Below are 26,412 nucleotides of genomic sequence, written 5' to 3'. Positions count from 1 at the left end.
GCCATCGCCGACATCGTCGGAAAATGCCGTGACCCAGAGCACAACGACGTGGTCGAGTATCCCCACACCACAACATCGACCCGGGCATCCGCCCTGGCCGAGCCATGCCCTGAGGAGATTCCTGTGCATCCCACCAGCACGTTCGAGCTGCACCGTCACGAGTACGAGCAGCGCCTGACCCGCTCCCACCGGGAGCGCGTCGTCGAGGCCGCGCACGCGGCCAGACAACCGTCCGAGAACACGCGGCGACCTCCAGATACCGTGCGCGTCGTCAGCCTGCCGGCGTCCTTCGCCGGCATGGTCACCGCGCGCTGATCGACCCCACGCAAGGCGCGGGCCCGCAGTCGGGTCCGCGCCTTGCTGCGTCCCACCATGTTCGTCGGCTTGTCGTGCCACGATGACGCCATGCCTGCCGCGACGTCAGCCGACTCCCGCTGATGGGACGGCACGCCTCCCCCGAGCCCGAGCCCGAACCGACCGAGCCGCGGCAGACCGCGCACCCTGTCGTCGTGTGGCTCGAGCGCGTCCTGCTGGGCCTCGCCGCAGGCGCGGGAATCTTCGGGGTTCTGGTCTGGGCGGGTACGCCGTGGACGGGCGCGCTGTGGGTCGCCGTCGCGATCGTGGTCATCGTCCCGGCGGCCGCCTGGCTCGCCTCCACGGTGCCGAGCCGGGAGCACCACCGCTAGACACGCTCCATACCCGTGTGCCGGCGGTCGATGATCGACACCACACCCAGCACGACCACGGCGAGCGCGACCGAGGCGACCACGTCGGTCAGGAAGTGGTACCCCAGGTACAGCCTGCTGAGCGCGACGAGCGCCGTGCCGATGACGGTGGCGACGACCCACGCAGCGATCCGCACGGGCGTCGGATGTCGGCTGCACACGAGATACCCCAGCACCATGAGCAGCGTCGCCGTGCCGAGCGTGTGCCCCGACGGGAACGACGCGGTCGTCTCGGCGCCAGGCACGACCATCGTCTCGCTCGGCGGCCGCGGCCGGTCGACCAGCCCCTTGACCGCCAGCCCGAGGAACGTGGAGGCGAGCATCGCGCCCACCAGGAGCACCTGTCGCCACCACTCGCGCCGCACGAGCCCCCACACGAGCGTCCCGACTCCCACGAGGATCGGCAGGACCACCGGGCCCGAGATGAAGGTGATCGTGGCGAGCACCGCCGTCCACGCATCGGTCCGGTGCGCGACGAGCCAGTCCAGCAGCGGCTCGTCCAGGTGCCACAGATCGTCCTGCTCACGGACCGCGTCGAGCACGGAGAAGAACACCGTGAGCCCGAGCCCGACGAGGACCAGCCCCGGCAGCACCGCCCAGACGAACGGCCTGCTGCGCTGCGCGCGGGCCTCGTCGACGGTCATGCGAGACGAGGGTAGCGACCCCCGCGCGACGCCACGACCTGGGATCCTTGGCGCGTTTGTCTGCGGCGAGCCCTAGGCTGGCCACCGTGACCAGCCCGACGACGCCCGCACCCGCCTCCCCCGGACACGAGAGTGCCGACCGCATCGTCTGGATCGACTGCGAGATGACGGGCCTCGACCTCGGCGCCGACGCGCTGGTCGAGGTCGCTGCCGTGGTCACGGACTCCGAGCTGCGGGTGCTGGGCGAGGGCGTCGACGTGATCATCGCGCCGCCCGCCGAGTCGCTCGTCCAGATGAACGACTTCGTCCGCGCGATGCACACCACCTCCGGCCTCCTCGACGAGCTGGCGGAGGGCACCACGCTGGCCGACGCGCAGGAGCAGGTGCTCGCGTACATCCGCGAGTGGGTGCCGGACCCGGGCAAGGCGCCGCTCGCCGGGAACTCGGTCGGAACCGACAAGACGTTCCTCGACCGCGACATGTCCGAGCTGGTCGACTACCTGCACTACCGGGTCATCGACGTGTCCTCGATCAAGGAGCTGGCCCGCCGCTGGTACCCGCGCGTCTACTTCGCGTCGCCGCGCAAGAACGGCGGCCACCGCGCGCTCGCCGACATCCTGGAGAGCATCGACGAGCTGCGGTACTACCGCGCGGCCCTGCTTCCCGCCCAGCCCGGCCCGGACTCGGCCGCCGCGAAGAAGATCGCCGCCGAGATCGTCGCGACGACCGTCAAGGGCGCTCTGCTCTCGGAAGGCTGACGGCCTTCCTGCGCTGGCGCCGGCCGGGAACGGCGTCGGGCGCCGACCACGGATGGTCGACGCCCGACGGATGGGGTGGCTAACGGGACTTGAACCCGCGACCCCCTGGACCACAACCAGGTGCTCTACCACCTGAGCTATAGCCACCACGATCCCCCGACGCGTACGCCGGGGCGTCCAGAAGTGTACCTGAGCGGTTGCCGTACTCCTGCATCCGCCCAGAGGGCGGTCAGAGTCGGGCGACGATCGCGTCCGCGAACCGCTCGGCGGAACCTTCCGCGTGCGAGAAGAACAGCGACGGCTCGGTCAGCTCGACCTCGAGGACGACAGGCGCGCCGTCGTCGTCGGGGATCAGGTCGACGCGCGTGTAGAGCAGCGGACCCTCGACGCCCGGGACCACGCTGGGCAGCGTCTCGACCACACGGTCGGCCAGGGCGCGCTCGGCGTCGGTCGCCTCGCGCGGGGTCATGATCTCTTGCCGGTACAGCTCGTCGGCGAGCCGCTCGCGGTACGGGCCCTCGAGCAGCGCGCCCTTGCGGACCGAGTGGCTGAACGTGCCGTCGACGTAGACCAGGGCGGACTCGCCCTCGGTGTCGACCCGGTTCAGGTAGCGCTGGAGCATCACGCGCCGGCCGACCCCGAGCAGGTTCTTCGCGTGCGTGATCGCCATGGACCGCTGCTGGGTGACCCCCGCGTCGTACCGGCCGGTGTCACGCGACCCGGCGCTGACCGTGGGCTTCACGACGAAGTCACCGAACGCCGGGAACCGCGTGTGGATCGCGCGGGAGTCGAAGTTGCGCTCCGGGTCCAGCCAGATCGTCGGGACGATCGGCACGCCTGCCTTCTCGAGGTCGCGCAGGTACTGCTTGTCGATGTTCCAGCCGACCACCGACGCGGGGTTGAGCAGCGTGCTGGTGCGCTCGACCCGCCGCGTCCAGTCGGCGAACTGCGTGGGTCGCTCGGTGTAGTCCCACGTCGAGCGGATCACCACGTGCGGGTAGGTGCCCCAGTCGACGGTCGGGTCGTCCCAGACGACCGCCTCGGTCGCGATCCCCCGCGCCGCAAGAGCATCGCGCAGCAAGTGGTCGTCCTGGTCGAGGTCAGGGAGCTCGCCGCAGGTCGCGAGGGCGAGGCGGGGGGTCGATGGCGTCACGAGCGCACTGTACCGAGGGGGGCTTCGTCGGTGTCAGTGACCTGCGTCTCGTCGGGAGGCTCCAGATGCGACTGCGTCTCGTCGGCGGTTACGCGGTCCAAGGCGCGCACGACCGTCGCCGGCGTGGCGCTGCCCACCACGCGGCCCTGGTCGTCCACGACGGGAACGACGGCCCGACTGTGCGACCCGACGAACGAGTGCAGGACGTCGCCCAGCTCGGTGCCGACCGCGATCGACTCCCCCGCAGCACCGTCCACGACCGGGTCCAGGTCCTCGGGCTGCAGCCTGCCGAGAGCGAGCAGGCGGGCCGTCCGCCCACGGCCGACGAGATCGGCGACGGCCGCGGAGGCGGGACGCGCCACGATGTCGAGCGGTGTGGCGAGCTGCTCGATGTGGGCGCCCGTGCTCAGCACCGCGACGCGGTCGGCCATCCGCACGGCTTCGTCGATGTCGTGGGTGACGAGGATCACCGTGATGCCCAGCGTGCGCTGGATGCGGGCGAACTCGGTCTGCAGCCGGCGCCGGCCGACCGGGTCGACAGCGCCGAACGGCTCGTCCATCAGGAGCACGGGTGGGTCGGTGGCCAGTGCGCGGGCCACGCCGACGCGCTGGCGCTCGCCACCCGAGAGCTCGTGCGGGTACCGGCGCGCGTACCTGTCGGGGGCCAGACCGACGAGGTCGAGCAGCTCGTCCACGCGCGCCGCGGTGCGCTTCTTGTCCCAGCCGAGCAGGCCGGGCACGGTCGCGACGTTCTGCGCGACGGTCCGGTGCGGGAAGAGACCGACGTTCTGGATCACGTAGCCCATGCGCCGACGCAGCTTGACGGGGTCGACGCGGGTGACGTCCTCGCCCTCCAGCAGGATCCGGCCGGACGTCGGTTCCACCAGCCGGTTGGCCATCCGCAGCGTCGTCGACTTGCCGCACCCCGAGGGCCCGACGAGGACGAGCACCTCGTGCGGCCTGACCGCGAGGGTCAGGTCCTCGACGGCGGAGCCCTGGTTGTCGTCCTTCGAGCGCGCGTCGTACACCTTGCGCACGTGCTCGAAGCTGATCGCGGGTTCGTCGGCCACGTCCAGGACGCTAGTCGGTGCCAGGGACACGTGCAGGGCCGCGTCCGCCCCTGCGGGTGTCGGTGGGGCCGCCTAAGGTTCTGACCATGCTTTTCGCCGAGACACCACCCAACCCGTGGTTCTCCTGGCAGTACATCGAGCGCAACAGCGCCGACATCGTGCGTTACCTGGAGCAGCACGTCTCCCTGACGCTCGAGGCAGTCGCCCTCGCGTTCGTCCTTGCGCTGCCCCTCGCGGCCCTCGCGCACCTGCGTCCGCGGCTCGCCGGGCCCGTCCTGGGCGTCGCCGGCGTCCTGTACACGATTCCGTCGCTCGCGCTCTTCGCGGTCCTCGCTCCGTACACCGGGATCGGGCGCACGACCGTGCTCATCGGGCTCGTCTCCTACGCGCTCCTGGTCCTCACGCGCAACGTGCTCGTCGGCCTGCAGGGCGTCGACCCCGCGGTCACGGATGCCGCGCGCGGAATGGGATACGGGCGCGGACGGTTGCTGGTCTCCGTGGAGCTTCCGCAGGCGTTGCCGAGCATCGTCGCAGGTCTGCGCCTTGCGACGGTCACGACCGTGGCACTCGTGACGGTCGGCGTCGTCGTGGGGTACGGGGGTCTGGGGCAGCTGATGTTCCGCGGGTTCCGGAGCAACTACCACGCCGAGATCATGACGGCCACGGTGCTGTGCCTCCTGCTGGCGCTCGTGCTCGACCTGATCATCGCCGGGATCGGGCGTCGCCTGACACCGTGGTCCCGCGTCGAGAGCCCGGTGTGACGTGGACGTCTTCCAGGAAGCCCTCGCGTGGTTGAACGACCCGTTGAACTGGACGGGCCGCAACGGGGTCATCGCCCTGACCAAGGCCCACATCACGGTCTCGGTGCTCGCGGTGATGCTCGGCGCGGTCGCGTCGCTGCCGCTGGCCCTGTGGCTCGGACACCGTCGCCGCGGCGCGAAGATCGGCGTCGTCGTCGCCAACACGACGCGTGCCCTGCCGACCCTGGCCCTGCTGACGCTCCTGGCCGCGAGCGGCCTCTTCGGCAACACCGCCACGGTGCTGGCCTGCGCGGTGTTCGCCGTCCCGCCGCTGCTCACCAACACCGTCACGGGCCTCGGCGACGTCGACCGGGACATCCGGGACGCGGCGCGGGGCGTCGGCATGTCGGGCGCCAGGAGCCTGTGGTCGGTCGAGGTCCCGCTCGCCATCCCGCTGATCGCCGCGGGGCTGCGGACTGCGTCCGTGCAGGTCGTCGCGACCGTTCCGCTGGCCGCGCTCGTCGGCGGTCGCAGCCTCGGCTCGATCGTCGTCGAGGGCTTCGGGACCCAGAACTACGGACAGGTGCTCGCGGGCGGTCTGCTCGTCGCGGCGCTCTGTCTGGTGGTCGAGGGACTCCTGGCCGTCGTCCAGCACTTCTCCACCCCTGCAGGGCTGCGTTCGCTCGCCCGCCAGAGCGCGACCAGCTCTACCCGGACCCGGTTCCGCCGGCCCTCACCGGTTGCCGCGCCCGTCACCACCGGTTCGAATGGGCCCAGCCCATCCTCCTGATCCATCGGCGACGGCGCCGCCGTCCGCCGTACGGGAATCCTCCCTCCCCCCGCACCACAGCCCGAGGAGAGCATCATGCGAGCATCCCGCTCCGCCGCCCTTGCCCTGGTCGCCGCAGCCACCCTGCTGCTCAGCGCCTGTGGCGACCCTGGATCGGGCGGGGGTGAGGCCGAACCGACGTCGTCTGGCTCCTCCGGCCTCGCCACCTGCGACCCGGTCGCCGGCGACAAGCTCGTCGTCCTCACGGACGACAAGGGCCTCCAGAACGCCGACAACATCATCCCGGCCGTCAACAAGGCCGCCGCCGACGCGAACCCGGCGATCATCGAGTCGCTCGACACCGTCTCGGCGGCCCTCGACACGGAGAAGCTCATCGAGCTCAACAAGGCGGTCGACATCGACCGCCGCACGTCGAGCGAGGTCGCCAAGGAGTTCGTCGAGACCGAGAAGCTGGCCGCGAGCGACGCCACCGCTGGGTCGGGCACCTCGCTGACCATCGGTGCCGCGAACTTCTCGGAGAGCTCGACCCTGGCCGAGATCTACGCCGAGGTGCTGCGCACGGCCGGGTTCGACGCGACCGTGCAGACGGTCGGCAACCGGGAGACCTACCTGCCTGCACTCTCTGACGGGACGCTCGCAGCCGTGCCGGAGTACGCCGCCACGCTGGCCGACTTCCTGAACGGGCAGGCGAACGGGGCGGACGCGCCTTCGGTCGCGTCCGGCGACGTCGATGCGACGGTCGCGGCCCTGACGCCGCTCGCAGAGGCAGCCGGGATCACGGTCGGCGCAGCCTCGGCCGCTCAGGACCAGAACGCGTTCGCCGTGACCACCGCGTTCGCGGACGAGCACGGCGTCAAGACGCTCAGCGACCTCGCCGCGACCTGCGGTGGCCTCGTGCTCGCCGGGCCCGCCGAGTGCCCCGACCGCCCGTTCTGCCAGATCGGCCTCGAGGAGACCTACGGTCTCGACTTCGCCGAGTTCAAGTCGTACGACTTCGGACTGATCGGGTCCGCGGTGCTCAAGGGTGACGCGGCGATCGGGCTCGTCCTGTCGAGCGACGGCGCACTGGCCGGCTGACACCGACCACGTTCGAGACGGCGGGCCGGTGCTGAACCGGTCCGCCGTCTCGCTGCCTGCGGACGCCTCCCGTCGGCAGCGCCCCGCACGGCCTACAGGCCCGCGGTCTCGAGCAGCCTGAGCCAGATCTCGCTCACCGTCGGATAGGACGGGACGGCGTGCCACAGCCTGTCCAGCGGGACCTCGCCGACGATCGCGACCGTCGCGGCGTGCAGGAGCTCGGCGACCTCGGGCCCGACGAAGGTCGCCCCGACGATCACGCCGCGCGCGTCGTCGACGAGGATCTGCGCCCGGCCGCCGTAGTCCGGGGCCAGGACGTAGGCGCCTGCGACGTTCGCCAGGTCGAAGCCGACGACCCGGACGCCGAGTCCCCTGGCGCGTGCCGTCCGCTCGGTGAGTCCGACCCATGCGACCTCGGGCCGCGTGAACACGACCTGCGGGACCGCGGCATCGTCGGCGGTCGCCCGGTAGCGGCTCCAGGGCTCGGCACTCGCCTCGTCGGTCGCGGACAGTCCGTCGTCGCCCGACGTCGCATCCTTCGGCGCCTTGCCGGGATCGAACCGTGCGGCGATCACGTCGCCGACGACGCGGGCGTCGTACTTGCCCTGGTGCGTGGTCGCGGTCCGACCGGACACGTCGCCGACCGCGAAGAGCCAGCCACCGTCCGCGCCGGTGGCCTGGAGCCGGTCGTCGACCGCGATGGCACGGCCCGGCGTGAGCCCGATCGTGTCGAGGCCGAGGTCGGACGTCCGCGGTCGGCGCCCCGTGGCGACGAGCACCTGGTCGACGACGATGTCCGCGGCGCCGTCGATCGTCAGGTGCACGCCGTCCGCGTCGCGCCGCACGGACTGCGCCTCGGTGTCGAACCGGACGTCGATCCCCAGCCCGGTCAGCGCCTCGGCCACCGCCTCGGAGGCGAACGGCTCCGCAACGGTCAGCAGCCTGTCGCCGCGCACGATCAGCGTGACCTTGCTCCCGAAGTCCGCGAACGCCGTCGCCATCTCGACGCCCACGACGCCGCCCCCGAGCACCGCGAGCCGTGCGGGTACCTGCTGCACGGAGGTCGCCTCACGGCTCGTCCACGGCTGCGCGTCCGCGAGCCCGTCGATCGGTGGGATCACCGGCTCCGACCCCGTGGCGACGACGACGGCGTGCCGAGCGGTCACGGTCGTCGAGCCGTCAGGGCCCTCGATGACGAGCCGCCGAGGCCCGGTCAGCCGGCCGTGCCCGCGCAGCACCGTGATCCCGGCACCCTGCGCCCAGTCGGCCTGCGACGCGTCGTCCCAGTGGTGCGTCACGTCGTCACGCGTGGCGAACGTCGCCGAGACGTCGACCGTGCCGACCTCGCCCGCGCCGGGCACGGACCGGGCGGCCGCGAGAACCGTGCCCGGCCGCAGCAGCGCCTTCGACGGCATGCACGCCCAGTACGAGCACTCACCGCCGACGAGCGCGTGCTCGACCATCGCCACGCTCAGACCCGTCCGTCCGGCCCGGTCGGCGGCGTTCTCCCCCACGGCCCCCGCACCCAGCACCACGACGTCGAACTCGAGCTCCTGATCCGCCATCACTCATCCCGTCCGCCGCACCGGCGCGTGCCGCCGGTGCGCCCATCGTCGCCCGGGTCACCCTCGTTTGCATGCTCACCGGGCGACGTCGTTTGCCTGGAAGAACTACGTCGGGGAGGCACGATCCACGAGAGTCGTCTCCAGCTCGGGCGGCTCAGAGCTGCACATCGCCGGGTGCCCCGCCGACGGCCACGAGGTCTCGCGGCAGCGACGAGTACGCGTCTGCGACGGCGGTCAGCAACGTTTCGTCGACCCTCATCAGCTCGTCGTCGATCCTTCGGATCGCCCGCGCAGGCGAGTTGGCGTTGACCGCGAGGACGAGCTGAGCCTGCCCCAGCTCCCCGAGGCGGACGGGGCGCTGCCGGGATCGCCAGCCCATCGCCTCGCCGATGCGACCCACGTGCTGCGCGGTGATGCTCGCAAGCACGGCACCGTCCGGCGTGGCGATCTCGCCGTCGCGCCACGACATCACGGTCCAGGTCGCGCCCTCGAGAACCTCGTCCCCCGAACGGAAGAGGACGTCGTCGTACCCGGCCAGCTGGGCCTCGCGCCGCAACCGGATCTGCCCGAAGAGCGCAGTCGACTTCACCTCGGCCAGCTCCCGTTCGTACTCGACGGTGCGTACCGAGAACTCGCTCTGCGGCCTGAAGGGAAGCTCTGCGGGTCCCGACGACACGAGAGTCCTGCACCCCCGGGCGTTCGCCGGTGACGCCATGGTCAGGTCGTCGGGATACAGCGTGACCCGCACGGTCGCCGGACCGTCGAGCCGGGCCAGGTGCGAGCGCACGATCCCGGCCAGGCGCGCCGCGTCGAGCTCGTGGTCCCACAACGCCCGAGCATCGCGAGCGAGCCGCGCAACGTGCTCGCGCCAGCCCAGCACACGCCCGTCGACGGCGACGAACGTCGTGAAGACGCCGAACGGGTACAGCGCGAGCTCGGCGGGCACCGCCACCACCACGTCGCCGTCGAGCGTGTGCAGCTGGTGCACGCTACGTGGCCAGGTGCGTGCGGAGCGCGCGTTGCTTCACGCCCGGAAGGCTACCGCCCGGCCGGGGCGGCGGCGGCGGCGCGGAACGCCTCCGAGCGCTGCTCGTAGCTGGTGAACTCGTCGAAGCTGGGTGCGCCGGGCGACAGAAGGACGACGTCCGAGGCGCTCGGGTCGCTGCGCACCCGTTCCATGGCCTGGGCGAAGCTGACCGAAGGCCGGGACCCGGTAGACGTGGCGGACTCCGCCACCCAGCGCGCCCCGGCCGGGCCCACGGCCACGACATCGACTGCGGCGTCGGGCTTGCGCGTGGCGAGGTACCTGCGGATCGGCTCGAACGGGAGACCGCGGTCGGCGCCACCGAGGATCAGCGTCACCCGGTCGTCCGGGTACGTCTCGAGCGCCGCCACCACCGCTTCGGGTGCTGTGGCGAGGCTGTCGTCGATCCAGGCCCGACGATCGAGCGACGGCACTCGCTCCAGGCGGTGTGCGAGCGGACGGAAGGACCGGACGGACTCGAGCGAGCGCGCAGCCACCGAACCGTCCTGCGCACCGAGGAGCGCTGAGACTGCGGCCAGTGCGAGCGCGACGTTCCAGAGGTTGTGCACGCCGTGCAGCGGGACGTCGCTCCGGTCCAGCCGTCCCGCACCGTCCCAGGCGATGCCGTCGTCCGAGACCGTGATCCCGAAGGATGCCGGGTCGACGACACGGACGTCCGCACCCACGCGCGCCTCGACCAGTCGCGCGATGTCGCCCTGCAGGTCAGGAACGACCACCGTCTCGGGGCCGTGCGCGACGACGTTGAGCTTGTCCCGGACGTACTCGTCGTAGCCCCCGTGCCACGGAAGGTGCTCCGGGTAGAGCGAGGTGATGACGACGATGCGGGGCGACGTCGTGAGGTCGGCGGCCTGGTAGCTGGACACCTCGGTCACGGCCAGGGCAGTGCCGTCGTCGTCGCCCGCGGTCACCGGCGTCCCGCCGTTGCCGACGAGAGAGGCGGATCGGCCCAGCGAGAGCAGCACGTGCTGGGCCAACGCGGCCGTGGTGCTCTTGCCCTTGGTCCCGGTCACCGCGAGGACCCGACCGGCGTTCTGGGAGAGCCAGAGATCGGTGAGCGACGTCACGGTCACGCCGAGCTCGAGGATGCGGCCGTAGACGGCCGATGTCCGCGGCACGCCCGGCGACTTGATGACGATCTCCGCCGCCTCGAGCCTGGCGACGGCGTCAGGTCCGGCCGTCACCGGTGCGGGCAGGTCCGTCGGCGTCGCACCGTCGCCCGTGATCACGAACTCGACGTCGATACCCCGTCGGGCGAGCTCGGACTGAGCCGCACGCCCCTCGCGTCCTGCACCCCAGATGACGACGTCGCGTCCGAGGAGGTCGTCAAACCGCACGAGCGACCGTCTCGAGCTCGGGGGCAAGGCAGTGCTCGTCCTCGCGGAACGCAAACACGGCGACGCGCTCGACAGCAGACGCGGTCAGTGCACGGAGCTCCGGCCTGGCGAGGAACGGGTGGTCCTTCCAGTCGTCGTGCTCCCTCACGAGAGCCAGCGCGACGCGGCACTCGTCCGGCTCCCCGACGCACTCGAAGGGCTTCAGCAGCCCGTCGGCGCCCAGGAGCTCCAGGAATCCGGACAGCTGAGTCTCGTCGGCGAACATGTCGCGTCCGGAGAAGATGCCGAGCAGCTCGTCGCGCGGCAGGAACGGAGCCAGGCACAGGAAGACGAAGCGGCACTTGGGGCAGTCCGCGCACCACGAGGTCCGGTCCTTCTCGGCCAGCTTGAAGGCTCGATTGCAGCTGGTGAACACGCCGTGGTACTCGCGGTGGGTCGCGAACCGACGAGCGATCCGGAGCTCGGTCAGCGGACGCAGGACGGAGACGTAGCCCGGAGCGCCCGGCGGCAGGGAGTCGCGAAGGAGGCGCTCGAACTCGAGCCCCTTGGACCACTGGTGGTTGATCGAGCGCCCGTGCCACGTCACGTTGCCGTACGAGGAGCTGGCCTCGTTGCTGAAGGCCACCGTGTCGAAGCCGCACGCCATCGCGGTCAGGACACCCAGCAGCGAGTTGACCGCGGTGACCGGCACGTGGCCGTTCGGGGCACCCTCGGCGTTCAGCCTGAACAAGGTCGGGTCGAGCCGACGACGCACCGTGAGCATCGGGATGCCCGCGACCTTCGCGGTGTCCTCGATCGGGGCGTAGCTGTTGACCGAGTAGAGGCCGATCTCGTACCCGGCGCTCTTGAGCGCCTCGATCGACACGATCGAGTCCTTGCCACCGCCGACCGCGACCAGGACGCGTCGCGCGCGCTCGGTCGTCGGGTCGGCCGGCGGCGGATCGTCGGACACCGGCGCGATGACGGGCGTCTCGAAGACCGAGGGCAGGTCGTTGACGTAGGCGAACTCGCCCAGCCCGTTGGTCAGGAGCTCCCGCGCGAACCGCACCTCCTGCGCGGTCAGTCCGGCGGGGACCGCGAGGCTGGCGGGTGCGAACGCCTTGAAGTAGCTGAGCGAGGCAGCGATGGACAGCAACCGCAGGACACCGTCCAGCGCGGACGCGTCGACACCTTCGAGGCTCCCGGGAAGCTCGATGGTCTCGGTGAGCTCGACCGGCGGGCCGCCAGCGACGACGCCGCGGTAGCGCAGCTCGATCGTGCTCCCGTCGACGCGGGGCGGGAGGCACTGCACCTCGCCCCACGTCTGCTGTTCCGTCGAAATGGCCACGGACCGAGTGTATGGGCGGTTCGTCGACTCGTTCGGATCGGTGCAGGTCAGGGCGTTGCGCATCGATCGCGACGACCGAGATCAGGCTCGCGCGACCCGTGCTGCACCGCGACGCGACGAAGGCCCCTCGTCACCGGACGAGGGGCCTTCGGGTGGTGCGCCATCAGGGACTCGAACCCCGAACCCGCTGATTAAGAGTCAGCTGCTCTGCCAATTGAGCTAATGGCGCGCGGTGAGAAAGTTACCAGGCGAGGCGCCCGAACTGCCAATCGGATGGACCGGTCGTGACGACCGTCACGGCCGAGGGTCGGCCGCGGGCTCCTGCGGCGCCGCTGGAGCGTCCGAGTCGTCGGTCGGCTCCCACCATGCGACGTCCGGGAGACCCTCCGACTCGAGGATCTCGGTCGACGTGGACTCGGGGGTCACGAGGTCGACGATGAGCGCGAGCGGCACGTGCTCGGCGAGCAGGTCCTTCGCCGGCTGGGTGTCAGCATCGCTCGGACCAGCCGAACCGGCAGAGGGGTCCACCTCCGGCACGGCGTCGTCGTGGCTCATGGTCGACCTCCTTCGTCGTCTCCTGCGTTCTCGACCATGGCACCACCGCACCGGGCGGGGTGCAAACCGCCGCGCGCGGCACGGTCGCGCGGACGGATGCTCCGCACAGCGACCTCGACACGGTCCGACGTACCATGACGACGCACCAGCCCGCTCGCCCGTCAGGAGATCACGTGCCCCGCCTCACCGTCGGCGACCTCGCGCCCGACTTCACGCTGCAGACCGCGGACGGCGGCAGCGTCACCCTGTCCGACCTGCGCGGACGGCACGTGATCGTGTACTTCTACCCCGCGGCCATGACGCCGGGCTGCACGACCCAGGCGTGCGACTTCCGGGACAACCTGGCCTCGCTGCAGGCAGCCGGCTATGCCGTGGTCGGGGTCTCCCCCGACGACATCCCCGCGCTGGCGAAGTTCGTCGAGGCCGAGCACCTGACGTTCCCGCTCGCGTCCGACCCGGACCGCTCGGTGCTCGAGGCCTGGGGTGCGTGGGGCGAGAAGAAGCTCTACGGCAAGACGGTCACCGGCGTGATCCGCTCGACGGTCGTCCTGGACCCCGACGGTCGCGTCGAGCTCGCGCAGTACAACGTGAAGGCGACGGGTCACGTCGCGAAGCTACGCAAGGACCTCAAGGTCGCCTGACGGCGTCTTGAGCGCGAGGCCCCAGCCTCGTGAGAGCGGGAGTGGTGAAACGGCAGCCACGCCAGGTTTAGGTCCTGGTGCCCGAGAGGGCGTGCGGGTTCAAATCCCGTCTCCCGCACACATGACGAAGGACCGGTCCCGCAGGACCGGTCCTTCGTCGTTCACGCGTCAGGCTGTGGCGCCGGCAGCGATCTTCTCGCGCACCTCGTCCATGTCCAGCGCCTTGACGGCCTCGACGACCTGCTCCAGCGCGGCCGCAGGAAGAGCGCCGGCCTGGTTGAACACCAGGATCCCGTCGCGGAAGGCCATCAGCGTCGGGATGGAGAAGATCTGCAGCTCCGCCGCCAGCTCCTGCTCCGCCTCGGTGTCCACCTTGGCGTGCACGATGTCGGGGTGGTTCTCGCTCGAGTCCTCGAAGACGGGGCCGAACCGCTTGCACGGTCCGCACCACTCCGCCCAGAAGTCGATGAGCACGATCCCGTTGTCCTTGATCGTGGGGCCGATCGTCGAGCCAGTGAGCTCGGTGGTCGCCATGTCGTTCCTCCAGTCCTCGGATACCGCCTGCTAGAGCGTTCCGTCGCTCCCCACTATTCCCCGCGACCCCGATGTCGCGCACCCCGGCGTGTCGGCAGAGCGTGCCGAGACAGCTGACTGACGCCTCGGTGTGGCACACCTCCGGGTGTCCGCTGAGCGTGCCGAGGCGGCCGCGTGGGCGCACGCGAGGTAGACATGGGGGGTGACTGCTTCCGCCGAGTTCCCCCGGGGACCCGAACGCCCCTCCGGCTGGATGAGTGCCGACGACATCACGCGCGTCCGCACCCAGCTGCCCATCCTCTACATCGACGCGATCCCCGTGCGCGTGGACGACTCCGGCGACGTCGTGCAGGTCGGCCTGCTGCTGCGGGTGACGTCCGAGGGCGTGATGTCCCGGGCCCTGGTGTCGGGCCGCGTGATGTACCACGAGCGGGTGCGCGACGCCCTGGTCCGGCACATCGAGAAGGATCTCGGGCCCGTCGCCCTGCCGCAGATCCCTGCCTCGCCGCAGCCCTTCACGGTCGCGGAGTACTTCCCGACGCCCGGCGTCACGCCGTACCACGACCCCCGGCAGCACGCGGTGTCGCTCGCCTACGTCGTGCCGGTGCTGGGTGACTGCCGGCCGCAGCAGGACGCGATCGACCTCGCCTGGCTGACGCCCGAGCAGGCCGTCGCCGAGCCCGTGCAGGTCGAGATGAACGGGGGCCAGGGGCTGCTGCTCCGGCAGGCGATGGCGCACGTGGGCCGCCTGCAGTGAGCGTGCGGTGAGCACTGAGACGAGCACCGCCCGTGATGTCCGGGCGCCGCTCGTCGCGCGCGTGCTCTACGGGATCGTCGCCGTGGCCGCCTTCACCGGGATCGCGATGGAGGTCGTCACGGCACTGGCGTCCGACGACCCCGGCTTCAAGCTGGTCAACGTCTTCTCGTTTCACCATCCAGTCGAACCTGCTCGCGGGCATCGCGTCGACGTTCCTGGTGATGCGTCCCGACCGGCGGGGCCGGGTGTTCGAGGTGCTCCTGCTCGATGCTCTGCTGTGCATCGCGGTGACCGGGATCGTCTTCCACGTGGCCTTGAGCGGCCTCCGGGACCTCACCGCGGCGGGCGCCTTCTCCAACTTCCTGCTGCACACGTTGGTGCCGGTCGGCTTCGTGGTCTCCTGGCTGCTGGTCGGGCCGCGGCCGCGCTTCACCGTCGCGACGGTCGGCTGGTCGCTCGCGTACCCGCTGGCATGGATCGCCTACACGTTCGCGCGCGGCGCCGTCACCGACTGGTACCCGTACCCGTTCCTCGACGTCTCGGTGATCGGCATGGCCGACGCCCTGCTGCGCACCGGGATCGTGGCGGTCGTGTTCCTGGTGCTCGCGTTCGCTGCGCTCGGCCTCGAGAAGATCCTCCCGGCGCGCCCTCGGGAGATCACCCCAGCGTGAGCTCGGGCCAGTCCGACAGGTCGGCGCGCATCCGCCGGTCGTGGGTCGCGACGACGACGGCGGCCGACGTCACCCGCAGCGCGGCCGTGAGCTCGTCGACCAGCCCGACGGACAGGTGGTTCGTCGGCTCGTCGAAGATCAGCACCTGCGGTGCGGACAGCAACGCGCACGCGAGGTCGAACCGTCGGCGCTGACCCACCGACAGCTCCCGCAGAGGGCGGTCCAGGTCCTCCTCCGTCAGCAGCCCCTGGGCCGCGACGGGCACGAGCCGTGCGGGATCGAGCACGTCCGCCTCGAGGAGCGTCAGCGCGTGCCGCGCGTACGCCTCGAACCCGGTGAGCTCCTCGGGCGCGCCCGCGACGTAGGCGCGCTGGGCAGCGGCCGTCGCGTGCTCGGTCGGACCCTCCTGCGCGAGCACCCCGATGCGCACCCCGGGGGCGATCGTGCGCACACCCCGGTCCAGGTCGATCGTCCCGGCGAGCGCAGCCAGCAGCGTGGACTTGCCGGAGCCGTTCGGGCCGGTGACCAGCAGCCGGCCGCACGCGGGCACCTCGATGCGCACGCCGGGCAGGTCGAGTCGGGCACCCACCCGCGGTGCGCGCAGCTCGAGCAGAGGTCCCGGTCGCGGCACGGCCGGCAGCGACGGGAGGTCGGGGAACGTCAGCTCGAGCGGGGGCGTCGGCACCTGGACCGCCTCGACCTCGAGCTTCTGGATCAGCCGGTCCGCGGCCTTGACGTGTCCCCGCGCACGCGTCGCACGGCGGTGCTTCTCCGAGCCCTTCGGCGGGCGCCACTCGTCGGAGAGGTTCTCGTACGTCGAGTCGAGCCGCTCGGCGAGCGCGATCGCCCGCTTGCGCTCGGCCCGGTAGCGGGCCCGCCAACGGCGCAGCATCTGGTTCTTCAGGAACCGGTAGTCCGAGTACCGCGTCGCGCCGTACAACGCCGGCCGCCCGTCCATCGCGGGGTCGAGGTCGAGGATCGCGGTCATGACGTCGTCGAGCAGGCGGCGGTCGTGAGTCACGATGACGATCGCGCCCGGCCAGTCGCGCAGCCGGGCCGTGAGGTAGTCGATGCCGCCCGCGTCGAGATGGTTGGTCGGCTCGTCGAGCAGGAGGAGGTCCGCGCGCTCGCCGATCCGGCAGGCCAGCCGGACGCGGTACCGCTCCCCCACGCTCAGCTCGTCGAGCAGCCGCTCCGGATCGCGCGGTGCACCGAACCGGGTCAGCGCCTCGTCCACCCGACGGTCCGCGTCCCAGGCCGCCAGGTGCTCGTACCGTGCGACGGCCGCCGTCAGCCGTCCCAGGTCACCGCTCTCGTGGTCGAAGGACGCGATCGCCGCCTCGAGCTCCGCCGACGCCGCACGCACCCCGGCCAGCGCTTCAGCGACCAACGTCCCCACGGTCGTGCCCGGCAGCACGGTCAGCTCCTGGTCGACGACGGCGAGCGTGCCCGAACGGCGCACCCGACCGGTCTGCGGCGTCAACGCGCCCGCGAGAACGCGCAGGAGGGTCGTCTTGCCCGCGCCGTTCTCGCCGACCACGCCCAGCCGGTCGCCCGCGCTGACGACGACGTCGACCGAGTCGAGGACGGCGCGGCCCGGGTACCCGTAGGTGACCGACTCCGCGACGAGCTGGACGACGCCGGCCGTCTCGACGTCGGCGATGCTGCCGGTCGACGCGTCGTGGGTCGGTTCCGGTCCGCTGGGATCAGGCACGGGCCCGTCTCATCCGCCCAGCACGCGGACCAGCGCCGGCACCAGGGCACGGAACGCCGTGCCGCGGTGGCTGATCGCGTTCTTCTCGTCCGGTGTCAGCTCGGCGCACGTCCGGGCATCCCCCGTCGGCACGAGGATCGGGTCGTACCCGAACCCGTGGGAGCCGCGCGGAGCGGTCGCGAGGGTGCCGACGAGCGCTCCCGTCTCGACGTGCTCGAAGCCGTCGGGCGTGACGAGGGCGGCTGCGCAGACGAACCGCGCACCGCGGTGCTCGGGCGCGATGTCGGCCAGCTGTGCCAGGAGCAGGTCCAGGTTGGCCTGGTCGTCGCCGTGCCTCCCGGCCCAGCGCGCCGAGAAGATCCCGGGCGAGCCACCGAGCACGTCGACGCTCAGGCCGGAGTCGTCGGCCACCGCCGGCCGCCCGGTGAACGCCGCGAGCGCACGGGCCTTGATCAACGCGTTCTCCGCGAACGTCAGGCCGTCCTCGACTGGCTCGGGTGCGCCGACGTCACGCGCGCCGACCACCGACGCCGGGTCGAGGCCGGGCAGCACGGGGGCCAGGATCGCGCGGAGCTCGCCGACCTTGTGCGCGTTGTGCGTCGCGAGCACCAGCCTGGTCGCGGCGCTCATCGGGTCGCGCGCGTGGCCGAGCCGTCGCTCGGGGCCTCGGCCAGGGCAGCGACCTGCAGGGCGGTCAGCCGAGCGGCTCCGGCGACCGCGAGGTCGAGCAGCGCGTCCAGCTCGGCGCGGTCGAACGGCGCGTGCTCGGCCGTGCCCTGCACCTCGACGAACGTGCCGGAGCCCGTGACGACGACGTTCATGTCGGTCTCCGCGCGGACGTCCTCGACGTACGGCAGGTCCAGCACCGGCAGGCCGTCGACGATGCCGACGCTCACCGCGGCGACCGAGTCGCGCAGCACGACCTTGTTCTTCGAGATGTGGCCCTGGGCGACCGCCCACGCCACCGCGTCGGCCAGCGCGACGTACGCACCCGTGATCGAGGCGGTCCGGGTCCCGCCGTCGGCCTGGAGCACGTCGCAGTCGAGCACGATCGTGTTCTCGCCGAGCGCCGAGACGTCGATGATCGCGCGCAGCGAGCGCCCGATCAGACGCGAGATCTCGTGCGTGCGGCCGCCGATGCGTCCCTTCACGGACTCGCGGTCGGAGCGGCTGTCGGTCGCGCGCGGGAGCATCGAGTACTCGGCGGTGACCCAGCCCTCGCCCGACCCCTTCTTCCAGCGAGGCACCCCGGGCGTGAACGACGCGACGCACAGCGCCTTGGTGCCGCCGAACTCGACGAGCACGCTCCCCTCGCCGGCCGCCAGGAAGCCGCGTGTCAGGGTGACCGGGCGGAGCTGGTCGGGGGCGCGGCCGTCGGCGCGGACGCCGGGCACGGTGGAGGCGGAGATCGCAGAAGTCATGCGGCCGAGCCTAACCGCGCGGTCGGACACGGACCTCGCCCGTCCGAGGACGACGCTCAGAGGACGTGGACCGCGCCCGGCTCGGCCAGCTCGATGGGCCCGTCGTACTCCGCGCTCGCCTCCGCGACGGTCACCGCGGGGTCGTTCCACGCCGGGATGTGCGTGAGCAGCAGCCGCCGGGCACCCCCGCGCGCGGCCGCCGAGGCCGCGCGGCGGCCGGTCAGGTGGATGCCGCGGAGCTCGTCGTCGCGACCCTCGACGTACGCCGCCTCGACGAGCAGCAGGTCGACGTCCGTGGCCAGCACGTCCAGACCGGGGCACTCGTCGGTGTCACCGCTGTAGGAGAGGCTCACGCTCTGCGACGCGTCGGCGTCGCTCGGTCCCGTGACCCGGATCCCGAACGCGGGGATCGGGTGCTCGACGGGGACCGGCGTCAGGGTGAGGGGCCCGACCACGACGTCGGCACCCGCCTCCCACTCCGAGACCGTGAACTGCTCGCTCGGGCCGTCGGAGCCGCACAGCTGCACGAGGCGCTCGCCCGTGCCGACCGGGCCGAAGACCGGCACCGGTGGAAGCGCGCCGGCGGGGTCGTAACGGCGCAGCACGTGCAGCACCGCGAGGTCCGCCACGTGGTCGGCGTGCAGGTGGGACAGACCGATCGCGTCGAGCTGCGTCGCGTCGCCGTACCGCTGCAGAGCACCGAGCGCACCGTTGCCGAGATCGAGCAGGACGGACCAGGTCCGACCGTCGGCGTCCTCGGCCTGCACCAGGTAGCCGGAGGCCGCGGAGTCGGCGCTCGGGAACGAACCTGCGCTGCCCAGGATCGTCAGCCTCATCGCGGCGCGCGCCGAACGCGGACGGGCGCATCGGTGGTGACCGCGGACTCGAGCGGGAGCCGGTCCCGGATCGACCGCGCCACCGTCGGCCCGCCGACACCGGAGTCGAAGATCCCGAGGGGGGCGTCGTTCACGCTGTCGAGCCTAACCGGTCGTCGACCCCGACCCGCCCGGCCCGGTGTGGCGTCCGCCACCGTGGTGGTCCCCGGGTTTGCGCAGGTCCGTCAGCAGCGCCTCGACGAGGGACTCCTGCAGCCAGCTGAGCGCGCCGTAGACGGCGACCAGGTAGCGGCGGGTCGCGGGGTCGAGGTCGTCCGACGCGACGTCCTCGAGGTCCGCGGTGGGCGCCGCGAGCAGGGTGTCGTAGAGCTGCTCGGCCTGCGAGTCGGTGCGGATCTCGAGGCGCTCGGCCAGGACGAGCCGCAGGTCGGTCAGCGTTGCGGCGACGTCTCTGGCGTCGTCGGGCGACACGGCGAACGCGTCCGCCCGCTGCCCCACGGCGGGCGTGGTCAGCGCGGTCCACAGCCGGCGCAGCCGGTCGACCTTGCCCGCGCGGATGTCGTCCTCGGTCAGGCGACGGAACTCGGCGGAGACCTCGGGGTCGTCACGCGACGCGTCGGGCAGCAGACGCCGGACCGCCGGGTCGGTCGGCGGCTCGATCTCCTCCATCCGCACCCGGGGCGTGCCGTCGGGCACGGGCACCGGTTCGGGCGGGCCTTCGTCGATCCGTCCCGCACCCAGAAGCTCCGCGACGTCCGCGACGAGGGCCGCGATCACCCCGCGCTCGTCGTCGTCGAGACGCGCCACGTACATGCCGCGCCGCCTGCGGAACGCACGCATCACTGACCGCTTCGCTGCAGCGTCGCCCACAGGCCGAAGCCGTGCATCGCCTGCACGTCGACCTCCATCGCCTCGAGGGACCCGGTGGACACCGCCGCCCTGCCCTGCTCGTGCACCTGCCGCATCAGCTTCTCGGCCTTCTCACGTGGATGCCCGAAGTAGGACTCGAACACGTACGTGACGTAGCTCATGAGGTTCACGGGGTCGTTCCAGACGATCGTCACCCACGGGTCGGCGACGGACGTGTCCTCCTGCGCCTCGACGCTCTGGTCGGGAAGGGTCTCCACAGGCACCCGTCCACTGTAGGCGGCGCGTGACGTGCGCGGATGTTCGGTGCTGCCTACGTTGGCCGCATGACCTCTGGCCTGAACACGGACAGCACCGCGCTGCTGACCGACCGCTACGAGCTGACGATGCTCCAGGCCGCGCTGGCCGACGGGACCGCGGACCGGCGGTGCGTCTTCGAGGTGTTCACGCGACGACTGCCCGCGGGCCGCAGGTACGCCGTCCTGGCCGGTACCGGGCGCGTCCTGGAGGCGATCGAGCGGTTCCGGTTCGGTACGGCCGAGCTCGACTTCCTGGCCGACGAGCACGTGGTCGACGACGCGACGCTGGACTACCTGTCCACGTACCGCTTCACCGGGTCGGTCGTCGGGTACGCGGAGGGTGAGGCGTTCTTCCCGTCGTCGCCGGTCATGGTGGTCGAGGGGTCGTTCGCCGAGGCCGTGCTCCTGGAGACCGTGGTGCTCTCGATCCTGAACTTCGACTCGGCCGTCGCGTCCGCCGCGTCCCGGATGACGAGCGCGGCCGTCGAGCGGCCAGTGCTCGAGATGGGCGCGCGGCGGGCGCACGAGCAGGCAGCGGTCGCGGCCAGCCGCGCGGCCGTCGTGGCCGGTTTCGCCGGCACGTCCAACCTCGAGGCCGGGCGGCGGTACGGCCTGGCGACGATCGGCACGGCCGCGCACGCGTTCACGCTCCTGCACGACGACGAGCGGACCGCGTTCGCCGCGCAGGTCGCCGCGCAGGGGCCGGGGACCACGCTGCTGGTGGACACGTACGACGTGCGGCGCGGCGTCGAGAACGCCCTGGCGGTCGCCGGCACGGCGCTCGGTGCGGTGCGGCTGGACTCGGGCGACCTCGGGGTGCTCGCGCACGAGGTCCGCCAGCAGCTCGACGCGGCCGGTGCGAGGAGGACGAAGATCACGGTGACGTCCGACCTCGACGAGTACGCCATCGCGGCACTCGCGGCCGCGCCGGTCGACAGCTACGGCGTCGGCACGTCGGTGGTCACCGGGTCCGGCGCTCCGACGTGCGGGATGGTCTACAAGCTCGTCGCGCGCGAGGGTCCGGACGGCACGCTCGCGTCGGTTGCCAAGGCCTCGCGGTCCAAGACCAGCGTGGGCGGACGCAAGGCCGCAGCACGACGCCTGGATGCCGCGGGACGGGCGACGGAAGAGGTGCTGGTCACAGGCCGCGACGACGACGTCCTGGCCTGGCGGTCCGACGGTGCGGACCTGCGCGCGTTGCACGTGCCCCTCGTGACCGACGGGGTGCCGGATCGGGCATGGATGGGGGCGGACGGCGTGCGAGCCGCCGTGGGTCGGCACCGGGCCTCGCGGGACGAGCTGCCGCGGGGGGCGAGGCGACTGTCTGCGGACGAGGCCGCGGTGCCGACGGTCACGCTGCGGATCGGCGACTGAGTCGCCGATCCGCCGTCAGGTCTAGACGCGCGAGCGTCCGCGGCCGACCAGCGCGAGGATCAGGCTGATCACCAGGACGGCGATGCCGATCCAGATGAAGATCTGTCCGACGCCGGCGAAACCCACGATGAGAAGCACGACGCCGACGATGACGAGGATGAGCCAGCTGGGCATGTTGACCCTTTCGTTCAGTGTCGCCGAGCCGGCTGGCGGGGGTGCCCGGGCCGTTGGCGACACCTCAAGGCTCGCAGCGCCTGAGCGCCCCGGCACGTTGAACGCCAAGTTGCGCGGCGGACCACCACTGCTATGTGGTCACGCGTCCAGCGCTCTGACCTGCGGTTTTACCGCCGGTCCGACCTGTCCACATGATGAGACACCCCTTGCAGGACCGGGAATTGAAGCGGTCACTTCTTGCCGACGAACCAGCCGCGCACCATCGCCACCCGTGAGGTCAGCTGGTCGGGATCCGCCAGGGCGACCTCGGGTCCCCCGCAGCGACGACGCAGCTCGTTGTGCACCGACCCGTGGGGCTGGCCGCTCTTGCGCGCCCAGGCACCCACCAGCTGCGACAGCTCCTTGCGCAGCTCGGCCTGCTTGCGGTGGTCCATCGGGGGCGGCTCGTCGGCCGGCGCCTTCTTGCGACCGCTCCGCTGGTCCGCCTGCCGCTGACGCAGGAGCGCCGACACCTGGTCGGCGTCGAGAAGACCGGGCAGGCCGAGGAAGTCGAGCTCCTCGTCGGAGCCCATCTCCGCGCCCGTGCCGAACTCGCCGCCGTCGAACAGCACGCGGTCGAAGGACGCCTGCGCCTCGAGCGCCTCGAACGACCCCTGCTTGCCGTCGGGACCGAGCTCGTCGGGTCCGTTGCGCTCGGAGTTCGCAGCGTCCATGAGCGCGTCCTCGGGGTTGAACCCCTCGCCCATCTCCTCGGCGGTCTTCGGGCGGTCCAGCGCGTGATCGCGCTCGAGCTCGAGCGTGTTGGCGAGCGCGAGCAGCTGCGGGACGCTCGGGAGGAACACCGACGCGGTCTCGCCCCGGCGGCGAGCGCGGACGAACCGGCCGACGGCCTGCGCGAAGAACAGGGGCGTCGCGGTGCTCGTCGCGTAGACCCCGACCGCGAGGCGCGGCACGTCGACGCCCTCGGACACCATGCGGACCGCGACCATCCACCGTGAGGTGCCCGCGGAGAACTCGTCGATCCGGTCGCTCGCACCGTCGTCGTCGGACAGGACGACGGTCGGCGACTTCCCCGTGATCCGTGCCAGGTGACCGGCATAGGCACGCGCGTCGGTCTGGTCGGTCGCGATGACCATCGCGCCCGCGTCGGGCACGGTACGCCGGACCTCGGTCAGCCGGCGGTCCGCGGCCGCGAGGACGCTCGGGATCCACTCGCCGTCCGGGTCGAGCGCGGTGCGCCACGCCTGGGCCGTCATGTCCTTGGTCAGGGCCTCGCCCAGGCGGGCGCTGATCTCGTCGCCGGCCTTGGTGCGCCAGCGCATCGAGCCGCTGTACGACAGGAAGATGACCGGCCGGACCACGTGGTCGCGCAGCGCGTCGCCGTAGCCGTACGTGTAGTCGGCGACGCTGCGGCGGATGCCGTCACCGCCGCGGTCGTACCGCACGAACGGGATCGCCGCGGTGTCCGAGCGGAAGGGCGTGCCGGTCAGCGCGAGACGCCGGGTGGCGCCCTCGAACGCCTCGCGCACCGCGTCGCCCCAGCTCAGCGCGTCCCCGCCGTGGTGCACCTCGTCGAGGATCACGAGCGTCGGCTCGGCCGTCGTGCGCGCGGCGTGCAGCATGGGCTTGCTGGCCACCTGGGCGTACGTCACGGCGACGCCGTCGAAGCCGTGCCCGTGGCGGCCCTGGGCGTTGCTGAAGCTGGGGTCGAGCGTGATGCCGACCCGAGCCGCAGCGTCGGCCCACTGCCGCTTCAGGTGCTCGGTGGGTGCGACGACCGTGACGCGCCGCACGACCCTCGCCTCGAGCAGCTCCGTGGCAATCCGCAGGGCGAACGTCGTCTTGCCGGCGCCGGGTGTGGCGACGGCGAGGAAGTCGCGCGGGTTGGCGACGCGGTACTGCTCGATCGCCTCCGCCTGCCAGGCACGCAGCTTGTTCGCGGTCCCCCACGGCGCACGGCTCGGGAACGCCGGCGGCAGATGGGACGCCGCAGTTGACGACGCGTGGCTGCTGCTGGCGGATGCTGAGGGGACGACGGACGGGCGCGGGGCGGCCGTCACGAGCCGCCGTTGGTCGGGCTGGTGAATAGGGCGTCGCCGCCCGAGCTCGAACCGCCGGAGCCACCGGAGCCGGGGTTGCGGCCGAAGCCCCAGCGGCGACCGCCGGACTTGCCACCGCCCTCACCGTTGCCGTTGTCCCCGTCCTGCGGCTCGCGCAGACCCTCGTAGATCTCCTTGCACACCGGGCACACGGGGAACTTGTTCGGGTCGCGACCCGGCACCCAGACCTTGCCGCAGAGGGCGATCACGGGCTTGCCGCTCATCGCGGAGTCGAGGATCTTCTCCTTGCGCACGTAGTGCGCGAAGCGTTCGTGGTCCCCCGGCTCGACCTGCTCGCTGGTCTCCTGGCGCTCCAGCACGCTGGTCGACGTGCCCTGGTCCGGTCCGGACGGGTCGTCTGGCGCGGACGGCATCGGGAACGGCTCACTCATGGCGTCGAGTGTACGGGGCGGCTCCGACAGCGAGCGGGGCCGACGTGCGGGACCCGACGCCTCCCGTGGCCAACATCACCCGTCTCAGAGGCCCTGCCACGACGGCTTCGACGCGAACGTCTCGCGGTAGTAGTCGGCCAGCTGAAGGCGGCTCGCGGCGGCGTCGTCGACCAGCACCGTGACGTGCGGGTGGTGCTGCAGGATCGTCGCCGGCCACATCGCGCTGACCGAGCCCTCGACCAGCTGGTGCACCGCCTCGGCCTTGCCGCGACCGGTCGCGAGCAGGACCAGGTGGCGTGCGGACATGATCGTCGCGAGCCCCTGTGTCAGGCAGTGCGTCGGGACCTGCTCGATGTCCCCTCCGAAGAACCGGGCGTTGTCCTCGCGCGTCTGCCGCGTCAGGGTCTTGATCCTGGTCCGGGACGCGAGGGACGACCCGGGCTCGTTGAATGCGATGTGCCCGTCCGTGCCGATCCCCAGGAGCTGGATGTCGACCCCGCCGACCGCGGCGATGGCCTCCTCGTAGGCGCGGCAGGCGACCACCAGGTCGACGGCGTTGCCGTCCGGTCCTTGCACCGCACCCTCGGCGAAGTCGACGCGGGACGCGATCTCCTTCTCGATCACGTTGCGGTAGCGCTCGGGGTGGTCCGGCGCGAGGCCGACGTACTCGTCGAGCATGAAGGCCCGGGCGCGCGCGAACGACAGCCCCTCCTCGGCATGCCGTCGAGCGAGCTCGTCGTACACCGCGAGCGGGCTCGATCCCGTCGCGAGGCCCAGCACTGCGTCGGGCTGCGCGCGCAGGAGCTGCTCGATCGTGTCCGCAGCCAGCCGTCCCAGCGCGGGACCGGGCCCGATGACGACCTCCATCAGAAGTACTCCCCTCGTCCGAGCAGTGCCGCGCCGACCGCGCCGACCGGCACGTCGGCCGGAGCAAGGCTCACGCGCTCCGCGAGGCCCATGGACGCCAGGAAGGGTGACGCCTGGGCCTCGCGCTCGAGCTGACCACGGACCGCCCGCAGGAGCGGCTGGCCCAGGGCGCTCACCCCGCCGCCGATGACGACGAGGTCGACGTCGGCGGTCAGCACGAGGATACGAACGGCGGCGGCGACCGCCCACGCAAAGCGGTCCCGCACCTCGATCGCCCGCGGGTCGCCCTCGGCCGCCGCGGTGAACAGCTCGGCGGGCGCAGGTCGACCGAAGACGCTCGGCCACGCGAGGTCGAGCGCCGAGCCCGACGCGTACTGCTCGAGGCAGCCGAGCTGACCGCACTTGCACGGCAGCCCGTCGGGCACGAGCGTCAGGTGGCCGATCTCGCCGGCACCGCCGTGCGAGCCCCGGCGCAGCCGACCTTCCAGCAGGAGCCCTGCCGCGAGGCCGGTGCCCAGCGCGAGGAACGCGACGTCGTGCACGGCCGGATCTCCGGACTCCTGCCGGCCGTCGACCGTGTGCGCGGCACCCACCACGGCGACCGTGAGGTCGTTCTCCACGCGGACCTGCACACCGAGCCGCTCGGCGACGAGGTCGGCCAACGGCGTGCTGCGCTCGATGCCGAGGTTGACCGCGTGCTCGACCAGGCCCTTGTCCGCGTCGACCACACCGGGCAGGCCGATGCCGACCCCGGCCAGCTCGGACACCGGCACGCCCGCGCGGCCGGCGAGGTCCTCGACGACAGCGACCACGACGTCCACGAGCCCGGGAACACCCTTGGCCGTGGCCCGCCGAACCTGGTGACGCACCACGCCGTCACCGTCGAGAACGACGCCGAGCACCTTGGTGCCACCGATGTCGAGCCCCACGGACCACGGGCGTGGTCTGTCGTCCGACGGCCGAGGAGGCGGCGTCGGGATCCC

At 72.0% G+C, this 26,412-nt stretch carries 30 protein-coding genes, 3 tRNA genes and 1 pseudogene; 11 read left to right on the top strand and 23 right to left on the bottom strand.

The features are described 5' to 3' along the window. The first annotated feature begins 123 nt into the window (after positions 1–123). Both AC1DPN_RS15605 and AC1DPN_RS15600 read left to right on the top strand, forming a co-directional pair. Positions 124–315 carry a hypothetical protein gene (locus AC1DPN_RS15605; RefSeq protein WP_477085683.1) on the top strand — a complete coding sequence of 64 codons (192 nt, stop codon included), beginning with the start codon at positions 124–126 and terminating at the stop codon, positions 313–315. A gap of 122 nt (positions 316–437) precedes the next feature. After that, positions 438–686 carry a hypothetical protein gene (locus tag AC1DPN_RS15600; RefSeq protein ID WP_477085682.1) on the top strand — a complete coding sequence of 83 codons (249 nt, stop codon included), beginning with the start codon at positions 438–440 and terminating at the stop codon, positions 684–686. Here the strand turns inward: AC1DPN_RS15600 and AC1DPN_RS15595 are convergent. Beyond that, complete coding sequence (locus AC1DPN_RS15595; RefSeq protein WP_477085681.1) at positions 683–1,369, bottom strand: phosphatase PAP2 family protein; 687 nt, start codon at positions 1,367–1,369, stop codon at positions 683–685. The genes AC1DPN_RS15600 and AC1DPN_RS15595 overlap by 4 nt on opposite strands. 86 nt (positions 1,370–1,455) lie before the next feature. Here AC1DPN_RS15595 and orn point away from each other — a divergent pair, with 86 nt between their 5' ends. Continuing rightward, entirely contained in the window at positions 1,456–2,127 is a 672-nt protein-coding gene (gene orn / locus AC1DPN_RS15590) for an oligoribonuclease (RefSeq protein WP_477085680.1), read from the top strand. 71 nt (positions 2,128–2,198) lie between these two features. On the opposite strand, the gene AC1DPN_RS15585 is transcribed toward orn, so the two are convergent. The 3 genes from AC1DPN_RS15585 to AC1DPN_RS15575 all read right to left on the bottom strand — a co-directional run bounded on the left by AC1DPN_RS15585 (position 2,199) and on the right by AC1DPN_RS15575 (position 4,350). Further along, a tRNA-His gene (locus AC1DPN_RS15585) sits at positions 2,199–2,274 on the bottom strand. Between the two features lie 82 nt (positions 2,275–2,356). Next, positions 2,357–3,280, bottom strand: coding sequence for an ATP-grasp domain-containing protein (locus AC1DPN_RS15580; protein ID WP_477085679.1), 924 nt, complete (start codon positions 3,278–3,280; stop codon positions 2,357–2,359). Next, positions 3,277–4,350: an ABC transporter ATP-binding protein gene (locus AC1DPN_RS15575; protein ID WP_477085678.1), complete on the bottom strand. Its 1,074-nt coding sequence runs from the start codon at positions 4,348–4,350 to the stop codon at positions 3,277–3,279. Before AC1DPN_RS15575 ends, AC1DPN_RS15580 begins: the two co-directional genes overlap by 4 nt. A gap of 86 nt (positions 4,351–4,436) precedes the next feature. On the opposite strand from AC1DPN_RS15575, the gene AC1DPN_RS15570 reads away from it, so the two are divergent. The 3 genes from AC1DPN_RS15570 (at position 4,437) to AC1DPN_RS15560 (ending at position 6,957) form a co-directional block, all read left to right on the top strand. Next, positions 4,437–5,111, top strand: a complete 675-nt coding sequence (locus tag AC1DPN_RS15570; protein WP_477085677.1) for an ABC transporter permease — start codon at positions 4,437–4,439, stop codon at positions 5,109–5,111. A 1-nt stretch (position 5,112) separates the two neighbouring features. After that, entirely contained in the window at positions 5,113–5,880 is a 768-nt protein-coding gene (locus AC1DPN_RS15565; RefSeq protein ID WP_477085676.1) for an ABC transporter permease, read from the top strand. 75 nt (positions 5,881–5,955) lie between these two features. Further along, the gene (locus tag AC1DPN_RS15560) at positions 5,956–6,957 is read left to right on the top strand and encodes a glycine betaine ABC transporter substrate-binding protein (RefSeq protein ID WP_477085675.1); all 1,002 of its coding nucleotides are present in this window, start codon (positions 5,956–5,958) and stop codon (positions 6,955–6,957) included. 92 nt (positions 6,958–7,049) lie between these two features. Here the strand turns inward: AC1DPN_RS15560 and AC1DPN_RS15555 are convergent, their stop codons facing one another. From AC1DPN_RS15555 to AC1DPN_RS15530, 6 genes are all read right to left on the bottom strand, one after another. Further along, positions 7,050–8,522 carry a dihydrolipoyl dehydrogenase family protein gene (locus tag AC1DPN_RS15555; RefSeq protein ID WP_477085674.1) on the bottom strand — a complete coding sequence of 491 codons (1,473 nt, stop codon included), beginning with the start codon at positions 8,520–8,522 and terminating at the stop codon, positions 7,050–7,052. A 154-nt stretch (positions 8,523–8,676) separates the two neighbouring features. Further along, positions 8,677–9,510, bottom strand: a complete 834-nt coding sequence (locus AC1DPN_RS15550) for an aminotransferase class IV (RefSeq protein ID WP_477085673.1) — start codon at positions 9,508–9,510, stop codon at positions 8,677–8,679. Between the two features lie 50 nt (positions 9,511–9,560). Continuing rightward, positions 9,561–10,901: a UDP-N-acetylmuramoyl-L-alanine--D-glutamate ligase gene (gene murD, locus AC1DPN_RS15545; RefSeq protein WP_477085672.1), complete on the bottom strand. Its 1,341-nt coding sequence runs from the start codon at positions 10,899–10,901 to the stop codon at positions 9,561–9,563. Then, positions 10,891–12,228 carry a MurL-like N-terminal domain-containing gene (locus AC1DPN_RS15540; RefSeq protein WP_477085671.1) on the bottom strand — a complete coding sequence of 446 codons (1,338 nt, stop codon included), beginning with the start codon at positions 12,226–12,228 and terminating at the stop codon, positions 10,891–10,893. The genes murD and AC1DPN_RS15540 overlap by 11 nt, the downstream gene beginning before the upstream one ends. Positions 12,229–12,381: 153 nt before the next feature. Further along, a tRNA-Lys gene (locus AC1DPN_RS15535) sits at positions 12,382–12,457 on the bottom strand. A gap of 65 nt (positions 12,458–12,522) precedes the next feature. Further along, entirely contained in the window at positions 12,523–12,783 is a 261-nt protein-coding gene (locus AC1DPN_RS15530) for a hypothetical protein (protein ID WP_477085670.1), read from the bottom strand. Positions 12,784–12,956: 173 nt separating this feature from the next. Between AC1DPN_RS15530 and bcp the strand changes: the two genes are divergently transcribed. Together bcp and AC1DPN_RS15520 are read left to right on the top strand one after the other, a co-directional pair. Continuing rightward, a complete protein-coding gene (bcp, locus tag AC1DPN_RS15525; protein WP_477085669.1) occupies positions 12,957–13,424 on the top strand; it encodes a thioredoxin-dependent thiol peroxidase in 468 nt (155 codons plus the stop codon). A gap of 35 nt (positions 13,425–13,459) precedes the next feature. Next, positions 13,460–13,542: transfer RNA gene (locus tag AC1DPN_RS15520), tRNA-Leu, on the top strand. A 50-nt stretch (positions 13,543–13,592) separates the two neighbouring features. Here the strand turns inward: AC1DPN_RS15520 and trxA are convergent. Beyond that, entirely contained in the window at positions 13,593–13,958 is a 366-nt protein-coding gene (gene trxA, locus AC1DPN_RS15515; RefSeq protein WP_477085668.1) for a thioredoxin, read from the bottom strand. A gap of 202 nt (positions 13,959–14,160) precedes the next feature. On the opposite strand from trxA, the gene AC1DPN_RS15510 reads away from it, so the two are divergent. Further along, a complete protein-coding gene (locus AC1DPN_RS15510; protein WP_477085667.1) occupies positions 14,161–14,715 on the top strand; it encodes an NUDIX hydrolase family protein in 555 nt (184 codons plus the stop codon). A 221-nt stretch (positions 14,716–14,936) separates the two neighbouring features. Beyond that, positions 14,937–15,386: a Pr6Pr family membrane protein gene (locus AC1DPN_RS15505; RefSeq protein ID WP_477085666.1), complete on the top strand. Its 450-nt coding sequence runs from the start codon at positions 14,937–14,939 to the stop codon at positions 15,384–15,386. Here the strand turns inward: AC1DPN_RS15505 and AC1DPN_RS15500 are convergent. The 7 genes and pseudogenes from AC1DPN_RS15500 to clpS form a co-directional block, all read right to left on the bottom strand. Then, positions 15,373–17,049 carry an ABC-F family ATP-binding cassette domain-containing protein gene (locus AC1DPN_RS15500; RefSeq protein ID WP_477085816.1) on the bottom strand — a complete coding sequence of 559 codons (1,677 nt, stop codon included), beginning with the start codon at positions 17,047–17,049 and terminating at the stop codon, positions 15,373–15,375. The genes AC1DPN_RS15505 and AC1DPN_RS15500 overlap by 14 nt on opposite strands. 60 nt (positions 17,050–17,109) lie before the next feature. After that, entirely contained in the window at positions 17,110–17,730 is a 621-nt protein-coding gene (gene rdgB / locus AC1DPN_RS15495) for an RdgB/HAM1 family non-canonical purine NTP pyrophosphatase (RefSeq protein ID WP_477085665.1), read from the bottom strand. Further along, on the bottom strand, positions 17,727–18,521 hold the full coding sequence (rph, locus tag AC1DPN_RS15490; protein WP_477085664.1) for a ribonuclease PH: 795 nt from the start codon (positions 18,519–18,521) through the stop codon (positions 17,727–17,729). Before rph ends, rdgB begins: the two co-directional genes overlap by 4 nt. 56 nt (positions 18,522–18,577) lie before the next feature. Continuing rightward, entirely contained in the window at positions 18,578–19,357 is a 780-nt protein-coding gene (locus AC1DPN_RS15485) for an MBL fold metallo-hydrolase (RefSeq protein WP_477085663.1), read from the bottom strand. A 38-nt stretch (positions 19,358–19,395) separates the two neighbouring features. Next, positions 19,396–19,491, bottom strand: a pseudogene (locus AC1DPN_RS15480) (glutamate racemase); the annotation flags it as partial. 10 nt (positions 19,492–19,501) lie between these two features. Continuing rightward, on the bottom strand, positions 19,502–20,197 hold the full coding sequence (locus tag AC1DPN_RS15475) for a DUF2017 domain-containing protein (RefSeq protein WP_477085662.1): 696 nt from the start codon (positions 20,195–20,197) through the stop codon (positions 19,502–19,504). After that, positions 20,197–20,490 carry an ATP-dependent Clp protease adapter ClpS gene (clpS, locus tag AC1DPN_RS15470; RefSeq protein ID WP_477085661.1) on the bottom strand — a complete coding sequence of 98 codons (294 nt, stop codon included), beginning with the start codon at positions 20,488–20,490 and terminating at the stop codon, positions 20,197–20,199. The genes AC1DPN_RS15475 and clpS overlap by 1 nt, the downstream gene beginning before the upstream one ends. Before the next feature lie 60 nt (positions 20,491–20,550). Between clpS and AC1DPN_RS15465 the strand changes: the two genes are divergently transcribed. After that, positions 20,551–21,897, top strand: coding sequence for a nicotinate phosphoribosyltransferase (locus AC1DPN_RS15465; RefSeq protein WP_477085660.1), 1,347 nt, complete (start codon positions 20,551–20,553; stop codon positions 21,895–21,897). Between the two features lie 21 nt (positions 21,898–21,918). Here AC1DPN_RS15465 and AC1DPN_RS15460 read toward each other — a convergent pair whose 3' ends face one another. The 5 genes from AC1DPN_RS15460 to AC1DPN_RS15440 form a co-directional block, all read right to left on the bottom strand. Next, on the bottom strand, positions 21,919–22,071 hold the full coding sequence (locus tag AC1DPN_RS15460; protein ID WP_477085659.1) for a hypothetical protein: 153 nt from the start codon (positions 22,069–22,071) through the stop codon (positions 21,919–21,921). Positions 22,072–22,301: 230 nt separating this feature from the next. Continuing rightward, complete coding sequence (locus AC1DPN_RS15455; protein ID WP_477085658.1) at positions 22,302–24,131, bottom strand: DEAD/DEAH box helicase; 1,830 nt, start codon at positions 24,129–24,131, stop codon at positions 22,302–22,304. Beyond that, a complete protein-coding gene (locus AC1DPN_RS15450; protein ID WP_477085657.1) occupies positions 24,128–24,562 on the bottom strand; it encodes a DUF3039 domain-containing protein in 435 nt (144 codons plus the stop codon). Before AC1DPN_RS15450 ends, AC1DPN_RS15455 begins: the two co-directional genes overlap by 4 nt. Before the next feature lie 84 nt (positions 24,563–24,646). After that, positions 24,647–25,429 carry a glucosamine-6-phosphate deaminase gene (gene nagB, locus AC1DPN_RS15445; protein ID WP_477085656.1) on the bottom strand — a complete coding sequence of 261 codons (783 nt, stop codon included), beginning with the start codon at positions 25,427–25,429 and terminating at the stop codon, positions 24,647–24,649. Next, complete coding sequence (locus AC1DPN_RS15440) at positions 25,429–26,358, bottom strand: ROK family protein (protein ID WP_477085655.1); 930 nt, start codon at positions 26,356–26,358, stop codon at positions 25,429–25,431. The genes nagB and AC1DPN_RS15440 overlap by 1 nt, the downstream gene beginning before the upstream one ends. Positions 26,359–26,412 lie beyond the last annotated feature (54 nt).

This window comes from Cellulomonas sp. P4_H4, from assembly GCF_056400865.1.
This window is presented reverse-complemented; position numbering and strand designations above follow the sequence as displayed.

Excerpts from the sequence above, each read along its gene's own strand:
- AC1DPN_RS15600 (WP_477085682.1), top strand. The coding sequence starts at position 438 with ATGGGACGGCACGCCTCCCCCGAGCCCGAGCCCGAACCGACCGAGCCG.
- AC1DPN_RS15595 (WP_477085681.1), bottom strand. The coding sequence starts at position 1,369 with ATGACCGTCGACGAGGCCCGCGCGCAGCGCAGCAGGCCGTTCGTCTGG.
- AC1DPN_RS15570 (WP_477085677.1), top strand. The coding sequence starts at position 4,437 with ATGCTTTTCGCCGAGACACCACCCAACCCGTGGTTCTCCTGGCAGTAC.
- AC1DPN_RS15560 (WP_477085675.1), top strand. The coding sequence starts at position 5,956 with ATGCGAGCATCCCGCTCCGCCGCCCTTGCCCTGGTCGCCGCAGCCACC.
- AC1DPN_RS15555 (WP_477085674.1), bottom strand. The coding sequence starts at position 8,522 with ATGGCGGATCAGGAGCTCGAGTTCGACGTCGTGGTGCTGGGTGCGGGG.
- AC1DPN_RS15530 (WP_477085670.1), bottom strand. The coding sequence starts at position 12,783 with ATGAGCCACGACGACGCCGTGCCGGAGGTGGACCCCTCTGCCGGTTCG.
- trxA (WP_477085668.1), bottom strand. The coding sequence starts at position 13,958 with ATGGCGACCACCGAGCTCACTGGCTCGACGATCGGCCCCACGATCAAG.
- AC1DPN_RS15505 (WP_477085666.1), top strand. The coding sequence starts at position 14,937 with ATGCGTCCCGACCGGCGGGGCCGGGTGTTCGAGGTGCTCCTGCTCGAT.
- rdgB (WP_477085665.1), bottom strand. The coding sequence starts at position 17,730 with ATGAGCGCCGCGACCAGGCTGGTGCTCGCGACGCACAACGCGCACAAG.
- rph (WP_477085664.1), bottom strand. The coding sequence starts at position 18,521 with ATGACTTCTGCGATCTCCGCCTCCACCGTGCCCGGCGTCCGCGCCGAC.
- AC1DPN_RS15485 (WP_477085663.1), bottom strand. The coding sequence starts at position 19,357 with ATGAGGCTGACGATCCTGGGCAGCGCAGGTTCGTTCCCGAGCGCCGAC.
- AC1DPN_RS15475 (WP_477085662.1), bottom strand. The coding sequence starts at position 20,197 with ATGCGTGCGTTCCGCAGGCGGCGCGGCATGTACGTGGCGCGTCTCGAC.
- AC1DPN_RS15465 (WP_477085660.1), top strand. The coding sequence starts at position 20,551 with ATGACCTCTGGCCTGAACACGGACAGCACCGCGCTGCTGACCGACCGC.
- AC1DPN_RS15460 (WP_477085659.1), bottom strand. The coding sequence starts at position 22,071 with ATGCCCAGCTGGCTCATCCTCGTCATCGTCGGCGTCGTGCTTCTCATC.
- AC1DPN_RS15450 (WP_477085657.1), bottom strand. The coding sequence starts at position 24,562 with ATGAGTGAGCCGTTCCCGATGCCGTCCGCGCCAGACGACCCGTCCGGA.
- nagB (WP_477085656.1), bottom strand. The coding sequence starts at position 25,429 with ATGGAGGTCGTCATCGGGCCCGGTCCCGCGCTGGGACGGCTGGCTGCG.